The sequence below is a fragment of the Microbacterium sp. EG9 genome, assembly GCF_059759475.1.
Map to the genome: position 1 here is coordinate 2,565,611 of NZ_CM186217.1, position 18,863 is coordinate 2,584,473.

At 73.8% G+C, this 18,863-nt stretch carries 14 protein-coding genes; 13 read left to right on the forward strand and 1 reads right to left on the reverse strand.

The annotated features are described in order from the left end of the window. Window positions 1-50 precede the first annotated feature (50 nt). Genes AC6CQV_RS12085 through AC6CQV_RS12120 form a run of 8 tightly spaced genes read left to right on the forward strand, consistent with a single transcriptional unit; the run spans window position 51 to window position 13,310 of the window. Window positions 51-992 (forward strand): ABC transporter permease, encoded by a 942-nt coding sequence (locus tag AC6CQV_RS12085; RefSeq protein ID WP_060958965.1) that lies wholly within the window; start codon window positions 51-53, stop codon window positions 990-992. Then, window positions 989-2,857 carry a dipeptide/oligopeptide/nickel ABC transporter permease/ATP-binding protein gene (locus AC6CQV_RS12090; RefSeq protein ID WP_498259593.1) on the forward strand — a complete coding sequence of 623 codons (1,869 nt, stop codon included), beginning with the start codon at window positions 989-991 and terminating at the stop codon, window positions 2,855-2,857. The genes AC6CQV_RS12085 and AC6CQV_RS12090 overlap by 4 nt, the downstream gene beginning before the upstream one ends. Continuing rightward, window positions 2,854-3,708, forward strand: a complete 855-nt coding sequence (locus tag AC6CQV_RS12095; RefSeq protein WP_205282207.1) for an ATP-binding cassette domain-containing protein — start codon at window positions 2,854-2,856, stop codon at window positions 3,706-3,708. Before AC6CQV_RS12090 ends, AC6CQV_RS12095 begins: the two co-directional genes overlap by 4 nt. 46 nt (window positions 3,709-3,754) lie before the next feature. After that, window positions 3,755-6,178 (forward strand): beta-glucosidase H, encoded by a 2,424-nt coding sequence (locus tag AC6CQV_RS12100; RefSeq protein ID WP_498259594.1) that lies wholly within the window; start codon window positions 3,755-3,757, stop codon window positions 6,176-6,178. Continuing rightward, the gene (locus AC6CQV_RS12105; RefSeq protein ID WP_498259595.1) at window positions 6,175-7,317 is read left to right on the forward strand and encodes a serine hydrolase domain-containing protein; all 1,143 of its coding nucleotides are present in this window, start codon (window positions 6,175-6,177) and stop codon (window positions 7,315-7,317) included. Before AC6CQV_RS12100 ends, AC6CQV_RS12105 begins: the two co-directional genes overlap by 4 nt. Before the next feature lie 2 nt (window positions 7,318-7,319). Continuing rightward, a complete protein-coding gene (locus tag AC6CQV_RS12110) occupies window positions 7,320-10,106 on the forward strand; it encodes an alpha-L-rhamnosidase (RefSeq protein WP_498259596.1) in 2,787 nt (928 codons plus the stop codon). 19 nt (window positions 10,107-10,125) lie between these two features. Then, window positions 10,126-11,943: a DUF5605 domain-containing protein gene (locus tag AC6CQV_RS12115; RefSeq protein WP_498259597.1), complete on the forward strand. Its 1,818-nt coding sequence runs from the start codon at window positions 10,126-10,128 to the stop codon at window positions 11,941-11,943. Then, complete coding sequence (locus tag AC6CQV_RS12120; protein ID WP_191009527.1) at window positions 11,940-13,310, forward strand: glycoside hydrolase family 30 protein; 1,371 nt, start codon at window positions 11,940-11,942, stop codon at window positions 13,308-13,310. Before AC6CQV_RS12115 ends, AC6CQV_RS12120 begins: the two co-directional genes overlap by 4 nt. Here AC6CQV_RS12120 and AC6CQV_RS12125 read toward each other — a convergent pair. Then, entirely contained in the window at window positions 13,297-14,046 is a 750-nt protein-coding gene (locus AC6CQV_RS12125; RefSeq protein ID WP_061782559.1) for a FadR/GntR family transcriptional regulator, read from the reverse strand. The two genes, AC6CQV_RS12120 and AC6CQV_RS12125, sit on opposite strands and share 14 nt — an antisense overlap. Window positions 14,047-14,232: 186 nt before the next feature. On the opposite strand from AC6CQV_RS12125, the gene AC6CQV_RS12130 reads away from it, so the two are divergent. The 5 genes from AC6CQV_RS12130 to AC6CQV_RS12150 are packed head-to-tail and all read left to right on the forward strand — an operon-like array spanning window position 14,233 to window position 18,857. Further along, window positions 14,233-15,990 carry a dihydroxyacetone kinase family protein gene (locus AC6CQV_RS12130; protein ID WP_498259598.1) on the forward strand — a complete coding sequence of 586 codons (1,758 nt, stop codon included), beginning with the start codon at window positions 14,233-14,235 and terminating at the stop codon, window positions 15,988-15,990. Next, window positions 15,987-16,460: a ribose-5-phosphate isomerase gene (locus AC6CQV_RS12135; protein WP_498259599.1), complete on the forward strand. Its 474-nt coding sequence runs from the start codon at window positions 15,987-15,989 to the stop codon at window positions 16,458-16,460. Before AC6CQV_RS12130 ends, AC6CQV_RS12135 begins: the two co-directional genes overlap by 4 nt. Continuing rightward, a complete protein-coding gene (locus AC6CQV_RS12140; RefSeq protein ID WP_498259600.1) occupies window positions 16,457-17,221 on the forward strand; it encodes a triose-phosphate isomerase in 765 nt (254 codons plus the stop codon). The genes AC6CQV_RS12135 and AC6CQV_RS12140 overlap by 4 nt, the downstream gene beginning before the upstream one ends. Beyond that, window positions 17,218-18,012, forward strand: a complete 795-nt coding sequence (locus tag AC6CQV_RS12145; protein ID WP_498259601.1) for a sugar phosphate isomerase/epimerase family protein — start codon at window positions 17,218-17,220, stop codon at window positions 18,010-18,012. Before AC6CQV_RS12140 ends, AC6CQV_RS12145 begins: the two co-directional genes overlap by 4 nt. Further along, window positions 18,009-18,857, forward strand: coding sequence for a phosphogluconate dehydrogenase C-terminal domain-containing protein (locus AC6CQV_RS12150; RefSeq protein ID WP_498259602.1), 849 nt, complete (start codon window positions 18,009-18,011; stop codon window positions 18,855-18,857). Before AC6CQV_RS12145 ends, AC6CQV_RS12150 begins: the two co-directional genes overlap by 4 nt. Window positions 18,858-18,863: the final 6 nt, after the last annotated feature.

The following is an 18,863-nucleotide window of genomic DNA, read 5'->3' on the forward strand; positions in this document are numbered from 1 at the left end:
CGCCTGCGGCCTCCGCAGGCGGGCAGCGCCGCTCGAACCCGGAGAGAGCCATGCTCACCTTCATCCTCAGGCGGATCGCCTCGGGCGTCGTCCTCGTCGCCGTCATCTCCTTCCTCGCCTACGTGCTGCTCTATGCGGCCGGCGGTGACATCGCCCGCCGCATCCTCGGCGAGACCGCCACGGCCGAGACGGTCGCCAAGAAGACCGAGGAGCTCGGCCTGAACCGGCCCCTCCTGGTGCAGTACTGGGACTGGCTGACCTCGGCGCTCACGGGCGACCTGGGCCGCAGCTGGTTCAGCGGCGAGCTCGTCAGCGTCAGCGTGTCGGGACGCGTCGGCGTGACGCTCTCGATCGTGATCGGCGCCACCCTCGTCTCCGCGGTCCTCTCGATCGTCCTGGGCGTGCTCGCCGCCCGCCGCGGCGGGTGGATCGACGGCCTCGTCCAGTTCCTCTCGCTCATCGGCTTCGCGATCCCCGGCTTCCTCATCGCCCTGGGCCTCGTGCTCGTCTTCGCGATCGAGCTGCACTGGTTCAAGGCGACCGGGTTCGTCCCCCTCACCACATCGTTCAGCGGCTGGATCGCGTCCGTGACGCTGCCGATCATCGCCCTCTCGCTGGGCGCCATCGCCACCGTCGCCCAGCAGGTGCGCGGCTCGGTGATCGACGCGATGTCCCGCGACTACGTCCGCACGCTCCGCTCGCGCGGCCTGTCGACGGGCTCCGTCGTCTACAAGCACGTGCTGCGCAACGCCGGCGGTCCCGCCCTCGCGGTGCTCGCGGTCCAGTTCATCGGGCTGCTCGGCGGCGCCGTCATCGTCGAGCAGGTCTTCGCGATCCCCGGCATGGGCCAGCTGACCGTCAAGGCCACGACGCAGGGCGACATCCCCGCCGTCATGGGCCTGGTGATCGTCTTCGCGATCATCGTCGTCGTCGTCAACCTCCTGATCGATCTCGTTCAGGCCGCTCTCAACCCGAAGGTGCGTCTGTCATGACCGCTGTCGACGTTCCCCCCGCCGTGCCCGTGGCGCCCGTGCGCGTCTCGCTGATGCGCCGGCTCGTGCGCCGCCCGCTCGGCCTCGTCTCCCTCGCGTTCCTCGCCCTGGTCGCCGTGATCGCGATCATCGGTCCCGTCATCGCCCCGCAGGACCCCAACTACGCCGACATCCGCGCGATCCTCGCCCCGCCCGGCGGCGCTCACCTGCTCGGCACCGACAGCGCCGGCCGCGACGTGTTCTCGCGTCTGCTGCTGTCGACGCAGACCAGCATCGCCGCGGCGCTCGTGGCGCTGATCACCGCCCTCCTGCTCGGCGTCGTGGCCGGCTTGATCGCCGGCTACTACCAGGGCTGGTTCAACACGGTGGCCACCTGGGTCACCGAGCTGAACATGGCGCTTCCGGCGATGGTCGTCCTGCTCGCGGCGCGCGCCGCGCTGGGCCCCTCCGTGTGGCTGTCGATGCTCATCTTCGGCGTCCTCCTGTCGCCCGCCTACTTCCGGCTGGTGTTCGCGTCCGTCACGGCCGTGCGCGCCGAGCTCTACGTGGATGCCGCGCGCGTCTCCGGCCTCAGCGACGTCCGCATCATCGGCCGCCACGTGCTGTCGGTCGTGCGCGCGCCGATCATCATCCAGTCGGCGATCATCGCGGGCATCGCCATCGCGATCCAGTCCGGCCTGGAGTTCCTCGGCCTCGGCGACTCGTCGGTGCCCACCTGGGGCGCCATGCTCAACGACGGCTTCAAGAGCATCTACAAGCAGCCCACGCTCATGCTGTGGCCGTCGCTGGCCATCGCCCTGACCTGCATCGCCCTGACGCTGCTCGCCAACGTCATGCGCGACGAGCTCGAGCGGACCGTGACGGTGCGCCGCAAGCGCCGCCGCGCCGTCACGACCGCCACCGGCTCGATCGCCGCGGTGACGACGTCGGTGCGACTCGGCGGCGGCGACCTCGTCGACCCCGACGAGCCGCCGGTCCTCGACGGCGCCGACGTGATCGTGCACCCCGAGGACGCGCGCAGCAAGGCGAGCGCGACGGTGCTCCAGGTGCGCGACCTGCGGGTCGGCTACGACCAGCCGGACCGCTCGCACATCGAGGTGGTGCACGGCGTGTCCCTCGACATCCGCCGCGGCGAGGTCCACGGCCTCATCGGCGAGTCCGGATCGGGCAAGACCCAGACGGCGTTCGCCGTCCTGGGGCTGCTCCCGCGCGGCGGCACCGTCACCGGCGGCTCGATCCTCTACGAGGGCACCGAGCTGGCCGACGCCTCGGAGCGCGCGTACTCCGGCATCCGCGGCAAGCGCATCGGCTACATCCCCCAGGAGCCGATGAGCAACCTCGACCCGTCGTTCACGATCGGCAGCCAGCTGGTCGAGCCGTTGCGCAAGAACCTGGGCCTGTCCAAGGCCGAGGCACGCGAGCGCGCGCTCGATCTGCTCGCCCGCGTCGGCATCCCGCAGCCCAAGCGCACCTTCGACGCCTACCCGTTCGAGGTGTCGGGCGGCATGGCCCAGCGCGTGCTGATCGCCGGCGCCGTCTCGACCGACCCCGACCTGATCATCGCCGACGAGCCGACGACGGCCCTCGACGTGACGGTGCAGGCCGAGGTGCTCGATCTGCTGCGCGACCTGCAGGCGGAGCGCAACATGGCGATGCTGCTGGTCACGCACAACTTCGGCGTCGTCGCCGACCTCTGCGACCGCGTGACGGTCATGCAGAACGGCCGCTTCGTCGAGCAGGGTCCCGTGCGGGCGATCTTCACCGACGCGCGGCACCCGTACACGCAGACGCTGCTGGACGCGATCCTCGACGAGGGTCCCGCCCGCGGCCCCCTCCTCCCCACCACGAACGGAGCCGGAGCATGAGCGCGCCGCTGCTGGAGGTCACCGACCTCGTCGTCGAATACCCCGGCAAGGGCTTCCGCGCCGAACCGTTCCGGGCGTTGAAGGGCGTCTCCCTCGACATCCTGCCGGGCGAGACGGTGGGACTGGTCGGCGAGTCCGGATCGGGGAAGACGACGCTGGGGCGCGCCGCGCTCGGGCTCGCGCCGGTCACGGCGGGGACGATCCGCTTCGACGGCCAGGACATCTCGCACCTGGGGCGGCGGGAGCGCCGCGCCCTGAGCTCGCAGATCCAGGTCGTCTTCCAGGACCCGTACTCGTCGCTGAACCCGTCGATGACCATCGAGCAGATCCTGACGGAGCCCCTCACGGTCGCCGGCGTCGGCTCGGCCGAGGCCAAGACCCGCGTGCGGGAGCTGCTGGATCAGGTGGGCCTGCCCGGCGATGCGCGCAGCCGCCTGCCGCGTGAGTTCTCGGGCGGCCAGCGCCAGCGCGTCGCGATCGCCCGCGCCCTCGCGCTGAGTCCTCGCCTCATCGTCTGCGACGAGCCCGTGTCGGCGCTGGACCTGTCGACCCAGGCGCGCGTGCTCGACCTGTTCATCGAGATCCAGGAGCGCACGGGCGTCGCCTACCTCTTCGTCACCCACGACCTCGCCGTCGTCCGTCACGTCAGCCACCGCGTGGCCGTCATGTACCGGGGCGAGATCGTCGAGGCCGGCGACGGCGACCAGGTCACCTCTCGGCCGCAGCACCCCTACACGCAGCGGCTGTTCATGGCGGCCCCCGTGCCCGATCCCGACAAGCAGGAGGAGCGCCGCCTCGCCCGACGAGCGGTGCTCGCGGCCGAGGCCGCCGCCTCCTCCGACGCCGCCTGACGACACGACGCCCCCGGGTCTCGCACCCGCCCTCGAAAGGATGACCATGACCGCCCCCGTCGACCACCTGCGCCCCCTGCTCGAGAAGCTGACGCTCGAGCAGAAGGCCGCCCTCGTCCAGGGCGCCGACTTCTGGACGACGGTGCCGCTGCCCGAGATCGGGCTGCGGGCGATGACCCTGTCGGACGGTCCCGCCGGCGTGCGCGGGCCGCGCTGGGACGAGCGCGAGCCGTCGCTGAACCTGCCCTCCGGGTCGGCGCTGGCCGCGTCGTGGGATGTGGATCTGGCCTACCGCTACGGCGCGGCCGCCGCGGCGGAGGCCCGCGCGAAGGATGTCGACGTCGTCCTCGGCCCCACCATCAACCTGCACCGCAGTCCCCTCGGCGGCCGCCACTTCGAGTGCTTCAGCGAGGATCCGGAACTCTCCGGCGCGCTGGCGGCCGCCTACGTCGCCGGCCTGCAGGACAACGGCGTGGCCGCCTGCCCGAAGCACTACGTCGCCAACGACTCGGAGACGGACCGCTTCACGGTCGATGTCGAGGTCGAGGACCGCGCACTGCGCGAGCTGTACCTCGCCCCGTTCGAGCGCGCCGTGACCGAGGCGCACGCCTGGAGCATCATGAGCGCGTACAACGCGGTCGACGGCGTCACGATGACCGAGAACGATCTGCTCGAGACCCCGCTGAACAGCGAATGGGGCTTCGACGGCGTCGTGATCAGCGACTGGACGGCGGTGCGCTCGCTCGACGCCGTCGCGGCCGCGCAGGACCTCGCGATGCCCGGGCCCGCCCCCGCGTGGGCCGACCTGGTCGCCGCCGTCCGCGACGGTCGCGTCGCCGAGGAGCACCTCGACCGCAAGGTGCTGCGCCTGCTCCTGCTCGCCGAGCGCGTCGGCGCCCTCGGCGACGCCGACCCGGCCGACCGCGCCGCGGTGCCCGCGATCGACGGCCCCGCCTTCGCCCGCGACGCGGCCGTGGCCGGCACCGTGCTGCTGCGCAACGACGGCACGCTGCCGCTGGAGGCGGCATCCCTCGGATCGCTCGCCGTCATCGGCCAGAACGCCCGCGACGCCCGCACGCAGGGCGGCGGCAGCGCCACCGTCGTCCCCGCGCACGTCGTCTCACCGTTGGAGGGTCTGCGCGCGGCGCTTCCCGGCGTCGATGTCTCCTACGAGCTCGGCGCCCTCGTGCAGGACGGCGTGGTCGAGATCCCGCTGGCCCAGCTGCAGAACCCCGTCACCGGCGAGCCGGGTCTGCGGGTGCGTTTCCTGGACGACGCCGGCACGGAGCTGTTCGCCGAGGACCGCCGCTCGACGGCGCTCGTGTGGTTCGGCGGCGACGCGCCCATCGCCGCGAGCCGCACGGTCGTGTTCGAGACCCGCTTCACCCCTGCCGAGACGGGCGCGATCGAGCTCGGGTTCGCGGGCGCGAACCCCGGCCGGCTCTTCGTCGACGGCGAGCTCGTCCTCGACGACAGCCCGGTCATCGAGGGCACCGACCTCGGCGCCGCCTTCCTCAACCCGCCGTCGCTCACGACGACGGTCGCCGTCACCGCGGGCGCGCCCCGCGACATCCGCGTCGAGTTCACGTGCGACCCGCAGGGCGCCCTCGCCGGCGCGCTCAGCGCCACCGTCGGCATCGCGCCCACGCCCACCCCCGGCGCCGAGCTCGTCGCCCGGGCCGTGGCCGCCGCGGCATCCGCCGACGTCGCCGTCGTGGTCGTCGGCACCACCTCCCGCGTCGAGTCGGAGGGCTACGACCGCGAGAGCCTGGACCTTCCGGGCGCGCAGGACGCGCTCGTGCGCGCCGTCGCGGCGACGGGCACGCCCACGATCGTCGTCGTCAACGCCGGCTCGCCGGTCGCGCTCCCCTGGGCGCAGGAGGTGTCGGCCGTCGTGCAGGGCTACTTCGGCGGCCAGGAGTTCGGCCACGCGATCGCCGACGTGCTGACCGGCGCCCGCGAACCCGGCGGCCGCCTGCCGACCACCTGGCCCGCGACCCTCGCCGACGTCCCCGTGGTCGACGTCACCCCGCAGGACGGCGTGCTGCGCTACCGCGAGGGCATCCACATCGGCTACCGCGCCTGGCTCAAGGAGGCCGCCGCACCCGCCTTCCCCTTCGGCCACGGCCTCGGCTACACGACCTGGTCGTGGGACGACGCGCAGCGCGACGGCGACGCGGTCGCGGTGACGCTGACCAACACGGGTGCGCGCACCGGGAAGCAGGTCGTCCAGGTGTACGCCGAGCGCGCCGCCTCGGCGGTGGAGCGTCCCGAACGCTGGCTGGTCGGCTTCGCCGCCGTCGAGCTGTCGCCGGGAGAGACGGGCACCGTCTCCGTTCCGCTCCCCGACCGGCGACTCGCGTATTGGGACGGCGGTGGGTGGCGCGTCGAGCCCGGCACGTACACGCTGCGCGTCGGCGCCTCGGTCGTCGATCTGCCGCTCGCGGCATCGTGGACGGTGACCGCGTGAGCGCGCCGATGCCCGCCGTCGAGGCGAGCCTGCTGCAGGGCGCAGCCGACGAGCGGCTCGCGGCCGTCGTCGAACGCCTCGACGGATACCTCCGCGAGGACGACGGCCTGTCGTTCCAGGTCGCCGCCTTCCACCGGGGCACCCCGGTGCTCGACGCCTGGGGCGGTCCCGACATCCGCGCCGACTCGATGCTCATCCCCTTCTCGGTGACCAAGAACACGATCGGGCTCTCGATCGGGCTCCTCCTCGAGCGCGGCCTCATCGACCTCGACGAACGCGTGGCCCACTACTGGCCCGAGTTCGCCGCGAAGGGCAAGGATGCCGTCACCGTCCGCGAACTGCTCTCCCACCAGGCCGGGCTCCCCCAGGCGAGCACGCCGCTGACGTGGGAGGAGCTGTGGGACCATCACGCCGCGGCCGCCCGTCTCGCCGACACGCGACCCTTCTGGCGACCGGGGAGCGCGTTCGGCTACCACGCGATCACGATCGGCAGCCTCGGCGACGAACTCGTGCACCGGGTGACGGGCCGGACGCTGCACGAGTTCTACGAGCGCGAGATCCGTGCCCCCCACGGAATCGACTTCCACCTGGGCCTGCCGGCCGACCAGGAGCACCGCTTCACGCCGCTCAAGCCGATGGTGCGTCCCGTGTCGGCCACCGCGACCCCGCAGTTCTCCGCCCTGGGGCCCGTGGTGTTCGGACCCCTCAGCCGGGACATCGACCACACCAACTCGCCGCGCAACTACCGGTACGGCCACGCCGCGACCGCCGGGACGGGGACGGCCCGCGGGCTCGCGCGCCTGTTCGCCGCCGCGGTCACCGGCGTCGACGGCGCCGCCCCGTTCCTCTCGCCCGACACGGTCGAGCAGATCGGCCAGCAACAGGTCCGCGGCTACGACGAGGTGCTGCACCAGCACGACCGCGCCCACGCGATCGTCTTCCAGAAGCCGTCCCAGCAACTCGCCTTCGGCGGGCCCCGAGCCTTCGGCCACGACGGCGCGGCGGGGGCGCTGGCGTGCGCCGACCCCGACACCGGCGTCACCTTCGCCTGGACGATCGTGCGCGGCCCGTGGCCGGGCGGCGCCGACCCTCGGGCCGTGTCGCTCGCGCGCGAGCTCTGCACCCTGCTCGGAGCGTGACCGTGAGCACCGTGATCGAGAGCCTGCGCGCCGAGGTGCGCGACGACACCGCCTTCGTCCCGACCGCGCGTCCGCGGCTGAGCTGGGTCGTCGGCGGGGACGTCACCGGCTGGCGGCAGGCGTCTGCGGAGCTGTCCGACGGAGCGCAGCAGGTCACGCTCACCGGCGACGAGAGCGCCCTCGTGGCGTGGCCGTTCACCCCGCTCGCCGCCGGTGAACGGCGCCCGGTGCGGGTGCGCGCCCACAGCACGGACGGCCGGTCCACGCCCTGGAGCGCACCGCGCGAGGTCGAGGCGGGCTTCCTCGCCGACGGCGAGTGGGTCGCGCTGCCCATCGGCCTCGCCGAGCCCGCGCGCGCGGCGCAGCCCGCCGAGGTCCGCACGAGGTTCACGCTCGATCGCCCCGTCACCCGCGCGCTCCTGTTCTGGACCGCGCTCGGCGTCGGCGAGCCCGCCGTCAACGGCGCCCCCGTCACGGCGGACGTCCTCTCCCCCGGCTGGAGCGCCTACCGCGACCGCCTGGTCCTGGAGACGGTCGACGTCACGACGCTCGTGCACCCCGGCCCCAACGAGCTGTCGGCCACCATCGCCGGCGCCTGGTACACCGAGCGGTACGGGTTCTTCACCTTCACCGACCGCCTCTACGGCGACCAGCCGTCGCTGCTCGCGCAGCTGCGCGTGACCTACGCCGACGGGACGGTCGCCACGGTGGCCGCCACGGGCCCCGGGTGGGAGGCGAGCGGAGACGGACCGGTCGTGGACAGTGGGATCTACGCCGGCGAACACCAGGACCTGCGCCGCGACGCCGCCGGCGCATCCTGGAGCCCGGCCCGCGTCGGCCCCGCGGCGCGGCCGGGCTACGACCGGGTCCCGGTGCCCGAGCCGCGCATCGCCCCGCCCGTGCGGCGGATCGAGGCGCTGCCCGTCGCCGCCGTCGTCACGAGCGCCTCGGGCGGCACGATCCTCGACTTCGGTCAGAACCTCGTCGGCCGCCTGCGCCTGCGCGTGCGCGGGGCGGCGGGCACGCGCGTGGTCGTGCGTCACGCCGAGGTGCTCGAGGACGGCGAGCTCGCCCTCCGCCCCCTGCGAAACGCCGCCGCAACCGCCACCTTCGAGCTGTCCGGCGGCGACGACGTCCTCGAGTCGCGCTTCAGCTTCTACGGCTTCCGCTACGCGGAGATCACGGGCCTCGACGTCGCCCCGGAGGACGTCGAGGCGATCGTCCTGCACACCGATCTCACGCGCACCGGCTGGTTCACGGCATCCGACCCCCTCGTCGACAAGCTCCACGAGAACGTGCGGTGGGGCATGCGGGGCAACTTCCTCTCGATCCCGACGGACTGCCCGCAGCGCGACGAGCGTCTGGGCTGGACGGGCGACATCCAGGTGTTCGCGCCGACCGCAACGTTCCTCTACGACTGTGCGGGCTTCCTCGCGTCGTGGCTGCGCGACCTCGCCCACGAGCAGGCCCGCGCCGACGGGGTCGTCCCCCTCGTGGTGCCCTCGGCGCTGCCGGCGTTCGCCGGGGGCGGGCCCACCGCCGCGTGGGGAGACGCGGCCACCGTGGTGCCGACCGTCCTGTGGGAGCGTTTCGGCGACCGCGAGGTCCTCGCCGCGCAGTATCCGAGCATGCGCGCGTGGGTCGAGGCGGTGCTGCGCGACGCGGGCGACGGTGGTCTCTGGGCGGGACGCATGCAGCTGGGCGACTGGCTCGACCCCGCCGCCCCGCCCGACAAGCCGGGCCAGGCGAAGGTCGACGTCGACATCGTCGCCACCGCCTATCTCGCCCGCTCGCTGCAGCAGGTCGCCGACGCCGCGGCCCTGCTCGGACACGAGGCGGATGCCGCGCGCTACGGGGCCCTCGCCGCCCGCTCGCGCGCCGCCTTCGCCGCCGAGTACGTCACCCCCGCCGGCCGCATGATGAGCGACGCGCCCACGGCGTACGCGCTCGCGCTGCAGTTCGATCTGGTCGAGGGGGACGACCTGCGCGCGGCGCTGGGCGCACGGCTCGCGGCCCTCGTCCGGGAGGGGGGCTACCGCATCGGCACCGGCTTCGTCGGCACGCCGCTCGTCGCCGACGCCCTCACCGCGACCGGCCACCTCGACGCCGCCGAGCGTCTGCTCACGCAGACCGAGTGCCCGTCGTGGCTGTACCCGATCACGCAGGGCGCCACGACGGTCTGGGAGCGGTGGGACTCGCTGCTTCCCGACGGCACGGTCAACCCGGGCGAGATGACCTCGTTCAACCACTACGCGCTCGGAGCCGTCGCGGACTGGCTGCACCGCACCGTGGCGGGGCTCGGCCCGGCATCCCCCGGCTATCGCCGCCTGCGCGTCGCACCCCGCCCCCTCGCGTCGCTCGACCACGCGTCGGCGCGCCACCTCACCCCTTACGGTGAGGCCGCCGTCGCGTGGCGCCGCGAGGGCGGGACGATCGTCGTCACCGCGACGGTGCCGGCCAACACGGATGCCGAGGTCGACCTTGCGGGGCTGCGCACCACGGTCGGCCCCGGCACGCACGAGTGGCGCGTCGAGGCGGCTCCGCCGGCGCCCCGTCCTCCGCTGCCCGGACTCGACGCGGACCTCGCCGCCGTGATCGACGACCCCCGCGCCTACGCCGCCCTCCTCGAGGCACTCGCCGCCGCCGCGCCCGAGCGCGTCGCGACCGTGCGCGCCGAGACGACCTGGACGGCCGGGCGCCCGCTCGCGACCGCCCTGATGTTCACCCCGCCCCCGGTGCTCGCCGCCGTGGACGCCGCCGTCCGCGCGGCGACGACGCCGACCGCCTGACACCCACCCGAGGAGCACCATGTTCGACCGCGCCAGCACGTTCGGCGAGACGCTCGACAGTCCCGCCGGCCGCGCCGTGCTCGAGAAGCACCTGCCCGGCATCGCCGCCTCGCCGATGGCACAGCAGTTCCGCGACGCGCGCCTGGGCCAGCTGGTCGCCCTCGTGCCGGAGCTGGAGGACCCGTCCGCGCGCGGCGCGCTGTGGGCCGCGCTGGCCGAGGTCGGCGACGGGACGGCGCGCGCGCCGCACGCGCCCGCGATCGCGCCCGATCCCGCCTACGAGGGCGAGGACGTGCCCCGGGGCTCGGCCGTTCCGGCGCCGGCGGCGCCGACGCGGCGATGGGACCCGCTCGAGGTGCGACTGTCGGGTCCTGCGCACGGCAACCCCTTCGTCGACGTCGACCTCGACGCCCTGTTCACCCGACCCGACGGCACGACGGTGCGCGTCGGCGGCTTCTACGACGGCGACGGCGTGTACGTGATCCGTGCCCTCGCGGATGCCGAGGGCGAATGGCGCTTCGAGACCCGATCGACCGCGCGCTCGCTCGACGGCGTGACCGGACGCCTCGAGGTCGCCGCCGCCCCCGTCGAGGCGCACGGACCGGTGCGCGTCGACGGGTTCCACTTCCGGCACGCGGACGGCGCACGCCACCGCCCGATCGGCACCACCGCCTACGCGTGGACGCACCAGAGCGAGGCCCGACAGCAGCAGACGCTGCGCACCCTGGCCGCGGCGCCGTTCGCGAAGCTGCGCATGTGCGTGTTCCCGAAGTCGTACCTGTACAACGCGAACGAGCCGCTCGACTTCCCGTTCGTCGGCTCGCTCGCGGAGGGCTTCGATCTCGAACGGTTCGATCCCGCTCACTTCCGCCGGCTCGAGCGTCGCATCGCCGATCTCGCGGCCCTCGGAATCCAGGCCGACCTCATCCTGTTCCACGCCTACGACCGGTGGGGCTTCTCCGACCTCGGCCCGGCCGTCGACGAGCGCTACCTGCGCTACGTGATCCGTCGGCTGACGGGCTTCGCCAACGTCTGGTGGTCGCTGGCGAACGAGTACGACCTGCTGTGGTCGAAGGACCTCGACGACTGGGAGCGCCTCGCCGTCGTCATCGGCGAGGAGGATCCGTTCGGCCATCTGCTGTCCATCCACAACTGCCGGCCCTTCTACGACTACGGCCGGCCGTGGATCACCCATGTCTCCGTGCAGCGCGTCGACGTGTACCGGACGGCGGAGAACACCGACCAGTGGCGCGAGCGGTGGGGCAAGCCGGTGGTCGTCGACGAGTGCGCCTACGAGGGCGACATCGACCAGGGCTGGGGCAACATCACCGGCGAGGAGCTGGTCCGCCGCTTCTGGGAGGGCGCCGTCCGCGGCGGTTACATCGGCCACGGCGAGACCTACTATCCGCCCGCGCTCCCCGCCGATCCCGCCGGTCCCGCCGACGCCGACGCCGACGCCGACGCCGACGACCAGGACGACGACGAGGTGCTGTGGTGGTCGAAGGGCGGCGTGCTCCACGGCACCTCCCCCGCCCGCATCGCCTTCCTCGACCGGCTGATCGGCGAGGCCCCCGACGGCGTGTGGGACCCGCTGCCGGGCGACTGGGACGTGCCCTGGGGAGGCGACGGAGGCGGGCGTGTGCGCGTCGGCTACTTCGGGTTCAACCGCCCGCGCTTCCGCCACGTCATCCTCGGCGACGGCACCTGGCGCGTCGAGGTCATCGACACCTGGAACATGACGATCGAGGAGATCCCGGGCCACCACACCGGTCAGCTGCGGGTGGAGCTGCCCGGTCGCCCGTACATCGCCGTGCGTCTCACCCGGACCGACGCATGAACGCGACGACCTGGACCGTCACGACGCCGGAGGAGCCGTGGCGCGCCGCGCCCCCGCCCGTCCTGGCGGCCCCCACGGCCATGCCCGACGTGATCGTGGCGGTCGACGACCCGCAGCAGGAGATCGACGGCTTCGGCGCCTGCTTCAACGAACTGGGTTGGGCGGCGCTCGGGCTGCTCACGGCGCAGGAGCGCGACGGCATCCTCCGCGAGCTGTTCGCCCCCGGGGTGGGCGCGTCGTTCGGGCTGTGCCGGATGCCGGTGGGAGCCAACGACTTCTCGTTGGACTGGTACTCGTACGACGAGACGCCGGGCGACCTCGCGCTGGCGCATTTCGACGCGTCGCACGACGACGAGACGCTCGTCCCGTTCATCCGCGCCGCACGCGCGCACCGGCCCGACCTGCGGCTGTGGGCGTCCCCGTGGAGCCCGCCGACGTGGATGAAGCGCAACGGCCACTACGCCGGCGCGATGCCGCATCCGTTCTTCGGCGACGTCGACAACGGGCTGCGACCCGAGCAGGTCGGCGCGGAGGGCACCGACATGTTCCGCACCGACGAGGAGCACCTGCGCGCCTACGCGGCCTACTTCGGCCGATTCGTCGACGCCTACGCCGAGCGCGGGATCCCGATCTCGATGGTCATGCCGCAGAACGAGTTCAACTCGCCGCAGGTCTTCCCCAGCTGCACGTGGACGCCGGCCGGGCTGGCCGCGCTGCTGCGCCACCTCGGACCGCAGATGGCGGCCCGCGGGGTCGAGGTGTACCTCGGCACCCTCGAGCGCGCCGACGACCGTCTGGTGGGCGCGGTGCTCGCCGACGATGCGGCGGCCGCGGTCGTGTCGGGGATCGGCGTGCAGTGGGCGGGCAAGGGCGCGGTCGCGGCGCTGCACCGCCTGCATCCGGACCTGCGCATCGTCCAGACCGAGCAGGAGTGCGGCGACGGCCGCAACGACTGGCGCCAGGCGCGCTACGCGTGGCGCCTCATGAAGCACTTCCTCGGCAACGGCGCGAACGCCTACCAGTACTGGAACATCGCGTTGCCCGAGGGCGGCCGCAGCCGATGGGGCTGGACCCAGAACTCGCTCGTCGTGGTCGATCCGCAGCGCCGCACCTTCCGGTACACCCCCGACTACCTCGTGCTCAAGCACGTGGCCGCGTTCGTGCGGCCCGGAGCCCGCGTGCTGCCGACGTGGTGCGTCGCGGGCCACGACAATCAGCTGGTGTTCCGCAACCCGGACGGCTCGGTGGTGGTGGTCCTGCACAACGAGCTGGCCGAGCCCCTGCCGATCAGCCTGCTGCTGGGCGAACGGGTGCTGTCGCTCGAGCTGCCGGCGGCTTCGTTCAGCACCGTCGTCATTCCGGCCTGAGCGGGCCCGAATCCTCCGAGAGCCGGCGCGAGGCCGTCGCCATGTGCGTCGCCATCGCCGAGGCGGCGAGATCGGCGTCGGCGGCGGCGACGGCGGCCTGCACGGCGGCGTGCTCGTCGATGGCCAGCAGGGCCGCCGCCTCGTCGTGCACCGCGCGGTCGGCGTAGACCTGCAGGAGCGACCGGACGACGTGCAGCAGGTCGACCAGCGTGTCGTTGCCGGCGGCCGCGGCGAGCGTCTCGTGGAACTCGGCATCCGCGCGGGCGAAGGCGCCCAGGTCGGCGGTGCCCGCCCGCATGCGATCGAGGGATGCCGCGAGGGCGGCCCGATGCGCGGCGTCGGCCCGTCCGGCCGCGAGGCGTGCGACGTAGATCTCCAGGCCCGAGCGCAGTTCGAGCAGCTCGGCGGTGTTCTGCTGTCCGATCAGCAGTCCCCAGCGCAGCGTCTGCGGCAGCAGGTCGCTGGCCGTCCCGCGCAGGTAGGTGCCGGAGCCGGCGCGGACGTCGACGATGCCGAGGATCTCCAGCGCGGCGAGCGCCTCGCGAACGGCCGAGCGGCCGACGCCGAGGGTGGCTGCCAGCTGACGCTCGGGCGGGAGACGCGTGCCGGGCGCGAGCGAGCCGCCGGTGAAGAGATCCATGAGCCGTCGGGCGACCTCGGACACGGGCGTCCCAGACGGCAGCGCGCCGAGCGCCGCCGTGATCTCGGCGGAGCGGTCGTCCGGGTAGGCGGGCACGGGACCAACATACGGCAGTCGCCGTCGCGGGTGAGATATTGGTCAACCGGTTCTTGCAATTGGTCAACCGGTTTGTCAGAATATCGACGGGTGAGCGGCAGCTCGCCGCCGGACCGATCGACCAGGAGTCACCGTGGACCCTCTCCAGAGCACTCGTGCGCACGCCGCGACCGCGCGGAGCGCGCGATGACGCGGCTGTGGAACGATCCGGCCGACTTCGCCGACGAGATGATCGACGGCTTCGTGGCGGCGCACGCCCGCTACGTGCGCCGCGTCACGGGAGGCGTCGTCCGCGCCGCCGGCACCACGCCCGGCCGGGTCGCGGTCGTCGTCGGCGGCGGATCGGGCCACTACCCCGCGTTCGGCGGTCTCGTCGGCCCGGGCCTCGCGCACGGCGCCGCGATGGGGAACCTGTTCGCCTCCCCCTCCGCGCAGCAGGTGCACGCCGTCGCGTCGGCGGCCCACGCCGGCGGCGGCGTCCTCTTCGCGTACGGGAACTACGCCGGGGACGTGCTCAACTTCGACGCCGCGCAGGAGCGACTGCGCGGCGAGGGCATCGCGTGCGCGACCGTCGCGGTCACCGACGACATCATGAGCGCGGCCCCCGCGGAGCGGCACCGCCGCCGCGGGATCGCCGGCGACCTCGCCGTGTTCCGCATCGCCGGTGCCGCCGCCGAGGCGGGCTACGACCTGGACGGCGTGGCCCGCGTCGCGACGCTCGCCAACGAGCGCACCCGTTCCTTCGGCGTCGCCTTCTCCGGGTGCAGCCTGCCCGGCGCGGACGCACCTCTGTTCTCGGTGCCGCCCGGCCGGATGGCGGTGGGTCTCGGCATCCACGGCGAACCGGGCGTCGCCGAGACCGACGTCCCGACCGCAGACGGACTCGCCGCGCTGCTCGTGGACGCGCTTCTCGGCGAGATCCCGGACGGCGTCGAGGCGAGCGGCGCCCGGGTGGTGCCGATCCTCAACGGGCTCGGCTCGCTGGCGCACGAGGAGATGTTCGTCGTCTACCGCCGCGTCGCCCATCTGCTCGCCGCCGCCGGGGTGGAGGTCATCGACCCGCACGTCGGCGACTACTGCACGAGCTTCGACATGGCCGGCACGTCGCTCACGCTCCTCTGGCTCGACGACGAGCTGGCCGCTCTCTGGGACAGCCCGGTCGACACCCCCGCGTACCGCCGCGGCGCGACGGCCGCGCCCGGCCCCGCGGCGCCCGCCCCCGCCGCGGTCACCCCTGCCGCGCCGAGCGCCGCGCCCGCGGCGCCTCCCGGCGACGAGGCCTCGCGCCGCTGCGCCGCCACGGTGGTCGATGTGCTCGGCACCCTCTCCGCCACCATCGACGCGAACGTCGCGGAGCTCGGCCGGATGGATGCCGTCGCCGGCGACGGCGACCACGGCATCGGCATGCAGCGCGGTGCCCGTGCCGCACGGCACGCCGCCGCGGAGGCCGCCGCCGACGGCGCAGGCGCATGCGGGACGCTCCTGCGCGCCGCCGACGCCTGGTCCGACCGCGCCGGCGGCACGTCCGGAGCGCTCTGGGGCGTCATCCTCGGTCGCATCGCGGAGCACCTGGGCGACACCGGCGCGCCGGATGCCGCGGCGATCGCGGCCGGCGTCGCCGACGCCGTGCGCGCCGTGCAGCGGTACGGCGGCGCCGAGCCCGGCGACAAGACGCTCGTCGACGCCCTCCTGCCCTTCAGCGCCGAGCTCTCGCGCGCCGTGGGCGACGGCGCCGGCCTCGCCGACGCCTGGCCGCTCGCGGCCGCCGCCGCCCGCACCGCCGCGGACGCCACCGCCGACCTGGTGCCGCGTCGTGGCCGCGCCCGCACCCACGGCCGCAACAGCGTCGGCACCCCCGACCCGGGCGCGCACTCGCTCGCCCTCATCGCGACCGCCGTGGGCCCCGTGCTCGCCGCACGCCCCTCCGAGAGGACCCCGTCATGACCGCACCCCTGCGCCTCGTCATCGGCAGCGACGACGCCGGCTTCGAGTACAAGGAGGTCCTCAAGCGCGACCTCCAGGCCCACCCTCTCGTCGCCGACCTCGTCGACGTCGGCGTCGACGTCGACGGCCACACGCCCTACCCGACGGTGGCGATCGAGGCCGCCGAGCGCGTCGCCCGCGGCGAGGCCGACCGTGCGCTCCTCATCTGCGGCACCGGACTGGGTGTCGCGATCGCGGCCAACAAGGTCCCCGGCATCCGCGCCGTGACGGCCCACGACTCGTTCTCCGTCGAGCGCGGCGTGCTCTCCAACGACGCGCAGGTGCTCACGATGGGCCAGCGCGTGGTCGGCATCGAGCTCGCGCGCCGCCTCGTCCGCGAATGGCTCACCTACCGCTTCGACGCCTCGTCGGCGTCGGCCGAGAAGGTCGCCGTCATCGCCGCCTACGAGAGCACGGGATCGTGCGGGTGAGCCCGGTCACGGTCGGCGTCAGCCTCAAGGCCTACTTCGACCGCGACCGCGCCCGCCGCTGGTTCGACGTCGTCGCCGCCGAGGTCGGCGCCCACCCGGCGGTGCGCGCCGGCGCCGTCGAGGTGTTCGTCGCGCCGACCTACCTGCAGATCGACGACGCCGTCCGCGCCTTCCGGGACACACCGATCGCGGTCGCCGCGCAGGACGTCTCCGCCCACGGCGACGGCGCGTTCACCGGCGAGGTCTCCGCGGCCGAGCTCACCCGCTCCGGCGTGACGCTGGCCGAGATCGGCCACGCCGAGCGGCGGCGCCTGTACCGAGAGACCGAAGCCGACGTGGCCGCGAAGGTCGCCGCCGCCCTCGCCGAGGGCGTCGTGCCCGTGCTCTGCCTCGGGGAGAGCACGCGAGAGGATGCCGCGGCGGCCGCGGCGGCCACCCTCGCGCAGCTGCGCGCCGCGACCGACGCCGCCCCGGCGGGGCGCCTCGTCGTCGCCTACGAGCCGGTGTGGGCGATCGGCGCCGACGCACCGGCACCCGTCGCGCACGTCGTCGCGGTGACACGAGCCCTGCGGGACGCGCTCGACGCGGACGCCGCACGCGCCGGCTCCGCCGTCGTCTACGGCGGATCGGCCGGCCCCGGCCTGCTCGCCCGCCTCGGCGACGCCGTGGACGGCCTGTTCCTGGGCCGGTTCGCGCACGACCCCGCCGCCTTCCGCGCGGTCGTCGACGAGGCCGCGCGGATCCCGGGGCTCGCGCCATGATCGGGCTGGGCACGTACGCCTTCTTCTGGCAGCACTCCGAGCGCGTCGCCCACCCCCTGTCGCTGGTCGGCGCCTTCGAGGCGACCCGCGAGCTGGGGGTCGACCTGTTCCAGATCTGCGACTACGCGCCGCTGGACGCGATGAACGAGCGGGAGCTGCGCGCGGCGGCGGCGGCCGCCCGCGACCTGGGCCTGACCATCGAGCTCGGCACGAAGGGCATCGTCCCGGAGCACCTGAGTCGCTACCTGCGGATGGCCGAGGTCTTCGACGCCCGCCTGGTGCGGTCCATGCTCAACGGCCCCCGCTCGGCGCCCACGACGGCGGAGGCGCAGACCTGGCTGCGATCGTCCGTGCGGGACTTCGAGCGAGCCGGAGTGACGCTGGCTCTGGAGACGTACGAGCAGATCGCGACGTCGGACCTGCTCGCTCTCATCGCCGCCGTCGGCAGCCCGGCGCTGGGCGTGTGCCTCGACCCGGCCAACGTCGTGGCCCGGCTGGAGACACCGCGGACGACGGTCGAGCTCGCGGCATCCGCCACCGCCAACGTGCACGTCAAGGACTTCGCCTTCGCGCGGCAGGACGGATGGGTGGGCTTCACCTTCACCGGCACCCCCCTGGGGACCGGACTGCACGACTACGCGCACCTGCGGGCCACCGTGCGCCCCGCCGCACGCGGGATCAACGAGATCGTCGAGCACTGGCTGCCCTGGCAGGGCGACGCCGAGACCACCGTCCGCACCGAGCGGGAATGGACCCGCACCACCCTGGACCACCTGAGGAGAACGTCATGAGCCACACCATCGCCGTCTTCGGAGCCGGAGGGAAGATGGGCACGCGCGTGTCCGACAACCTCGTGCGCACCGACCACACCGTCCACTACGTCGAGACGTCGCCCGCCGGTCGCGAGCGCGTGCGTGCCGCGGGTCGCGTGCTGTCCGAGGCCGCCGACGCCGTCGCCGACGCCGACATCGTCGTGCTGGCCGTGCCCGACCTCGCGCTCGGGCCCGTGACGGCGGACCTGGTTCCGCAGCTGCGGCCGGGGACGATCGTGCTGACGCTCGACCCGGCAGCCGCCTACGCGGGCTTGCTGACCACCCGCGACGACATCGTGCAGGCCGTCGCCCACCCGTGCCACCCGTCGGTGTTCCTCGAGCGCACGTCGAAGGAGGAATGGGCCGACACCTTCGGCGGCGTCGCGGCACCGCAGGACGCGATCGCCGCGATCGAGAGCGACGACCCGCGCAAGAAGGCGATCGTCGAGGAGACGGTGCGCGCCATCTACGCCCCCGTCATCGACGTGCACTGGGTGAGCGTCAAGCAGCTCGCCCAGCTGGAGCCCACCCTCGTCGAGACGGTCGCGTGCATGATCGGATCCCTCCTCAACGAGGCGCTGCACGAGGCGATCCACACGATGGGCGTTCCCGAGGCGGCGGCGCGCAGCATCCTGTACGGGCACACGCAGGTGGCGCTGGCCAATGGGCTCCGCGGCGACAACCCCTTCAGCGACGCCTGCCTCATCGCGATGGACTACGGTCGCGAGAGCATCATCAAGGACGACTGGAAGAAGATCTTCCGCGACGACGAGCTCGACAAGAACCTCGCGCGGATGCTCCACCTCGACCGCATCGAACGCTGAGGATCG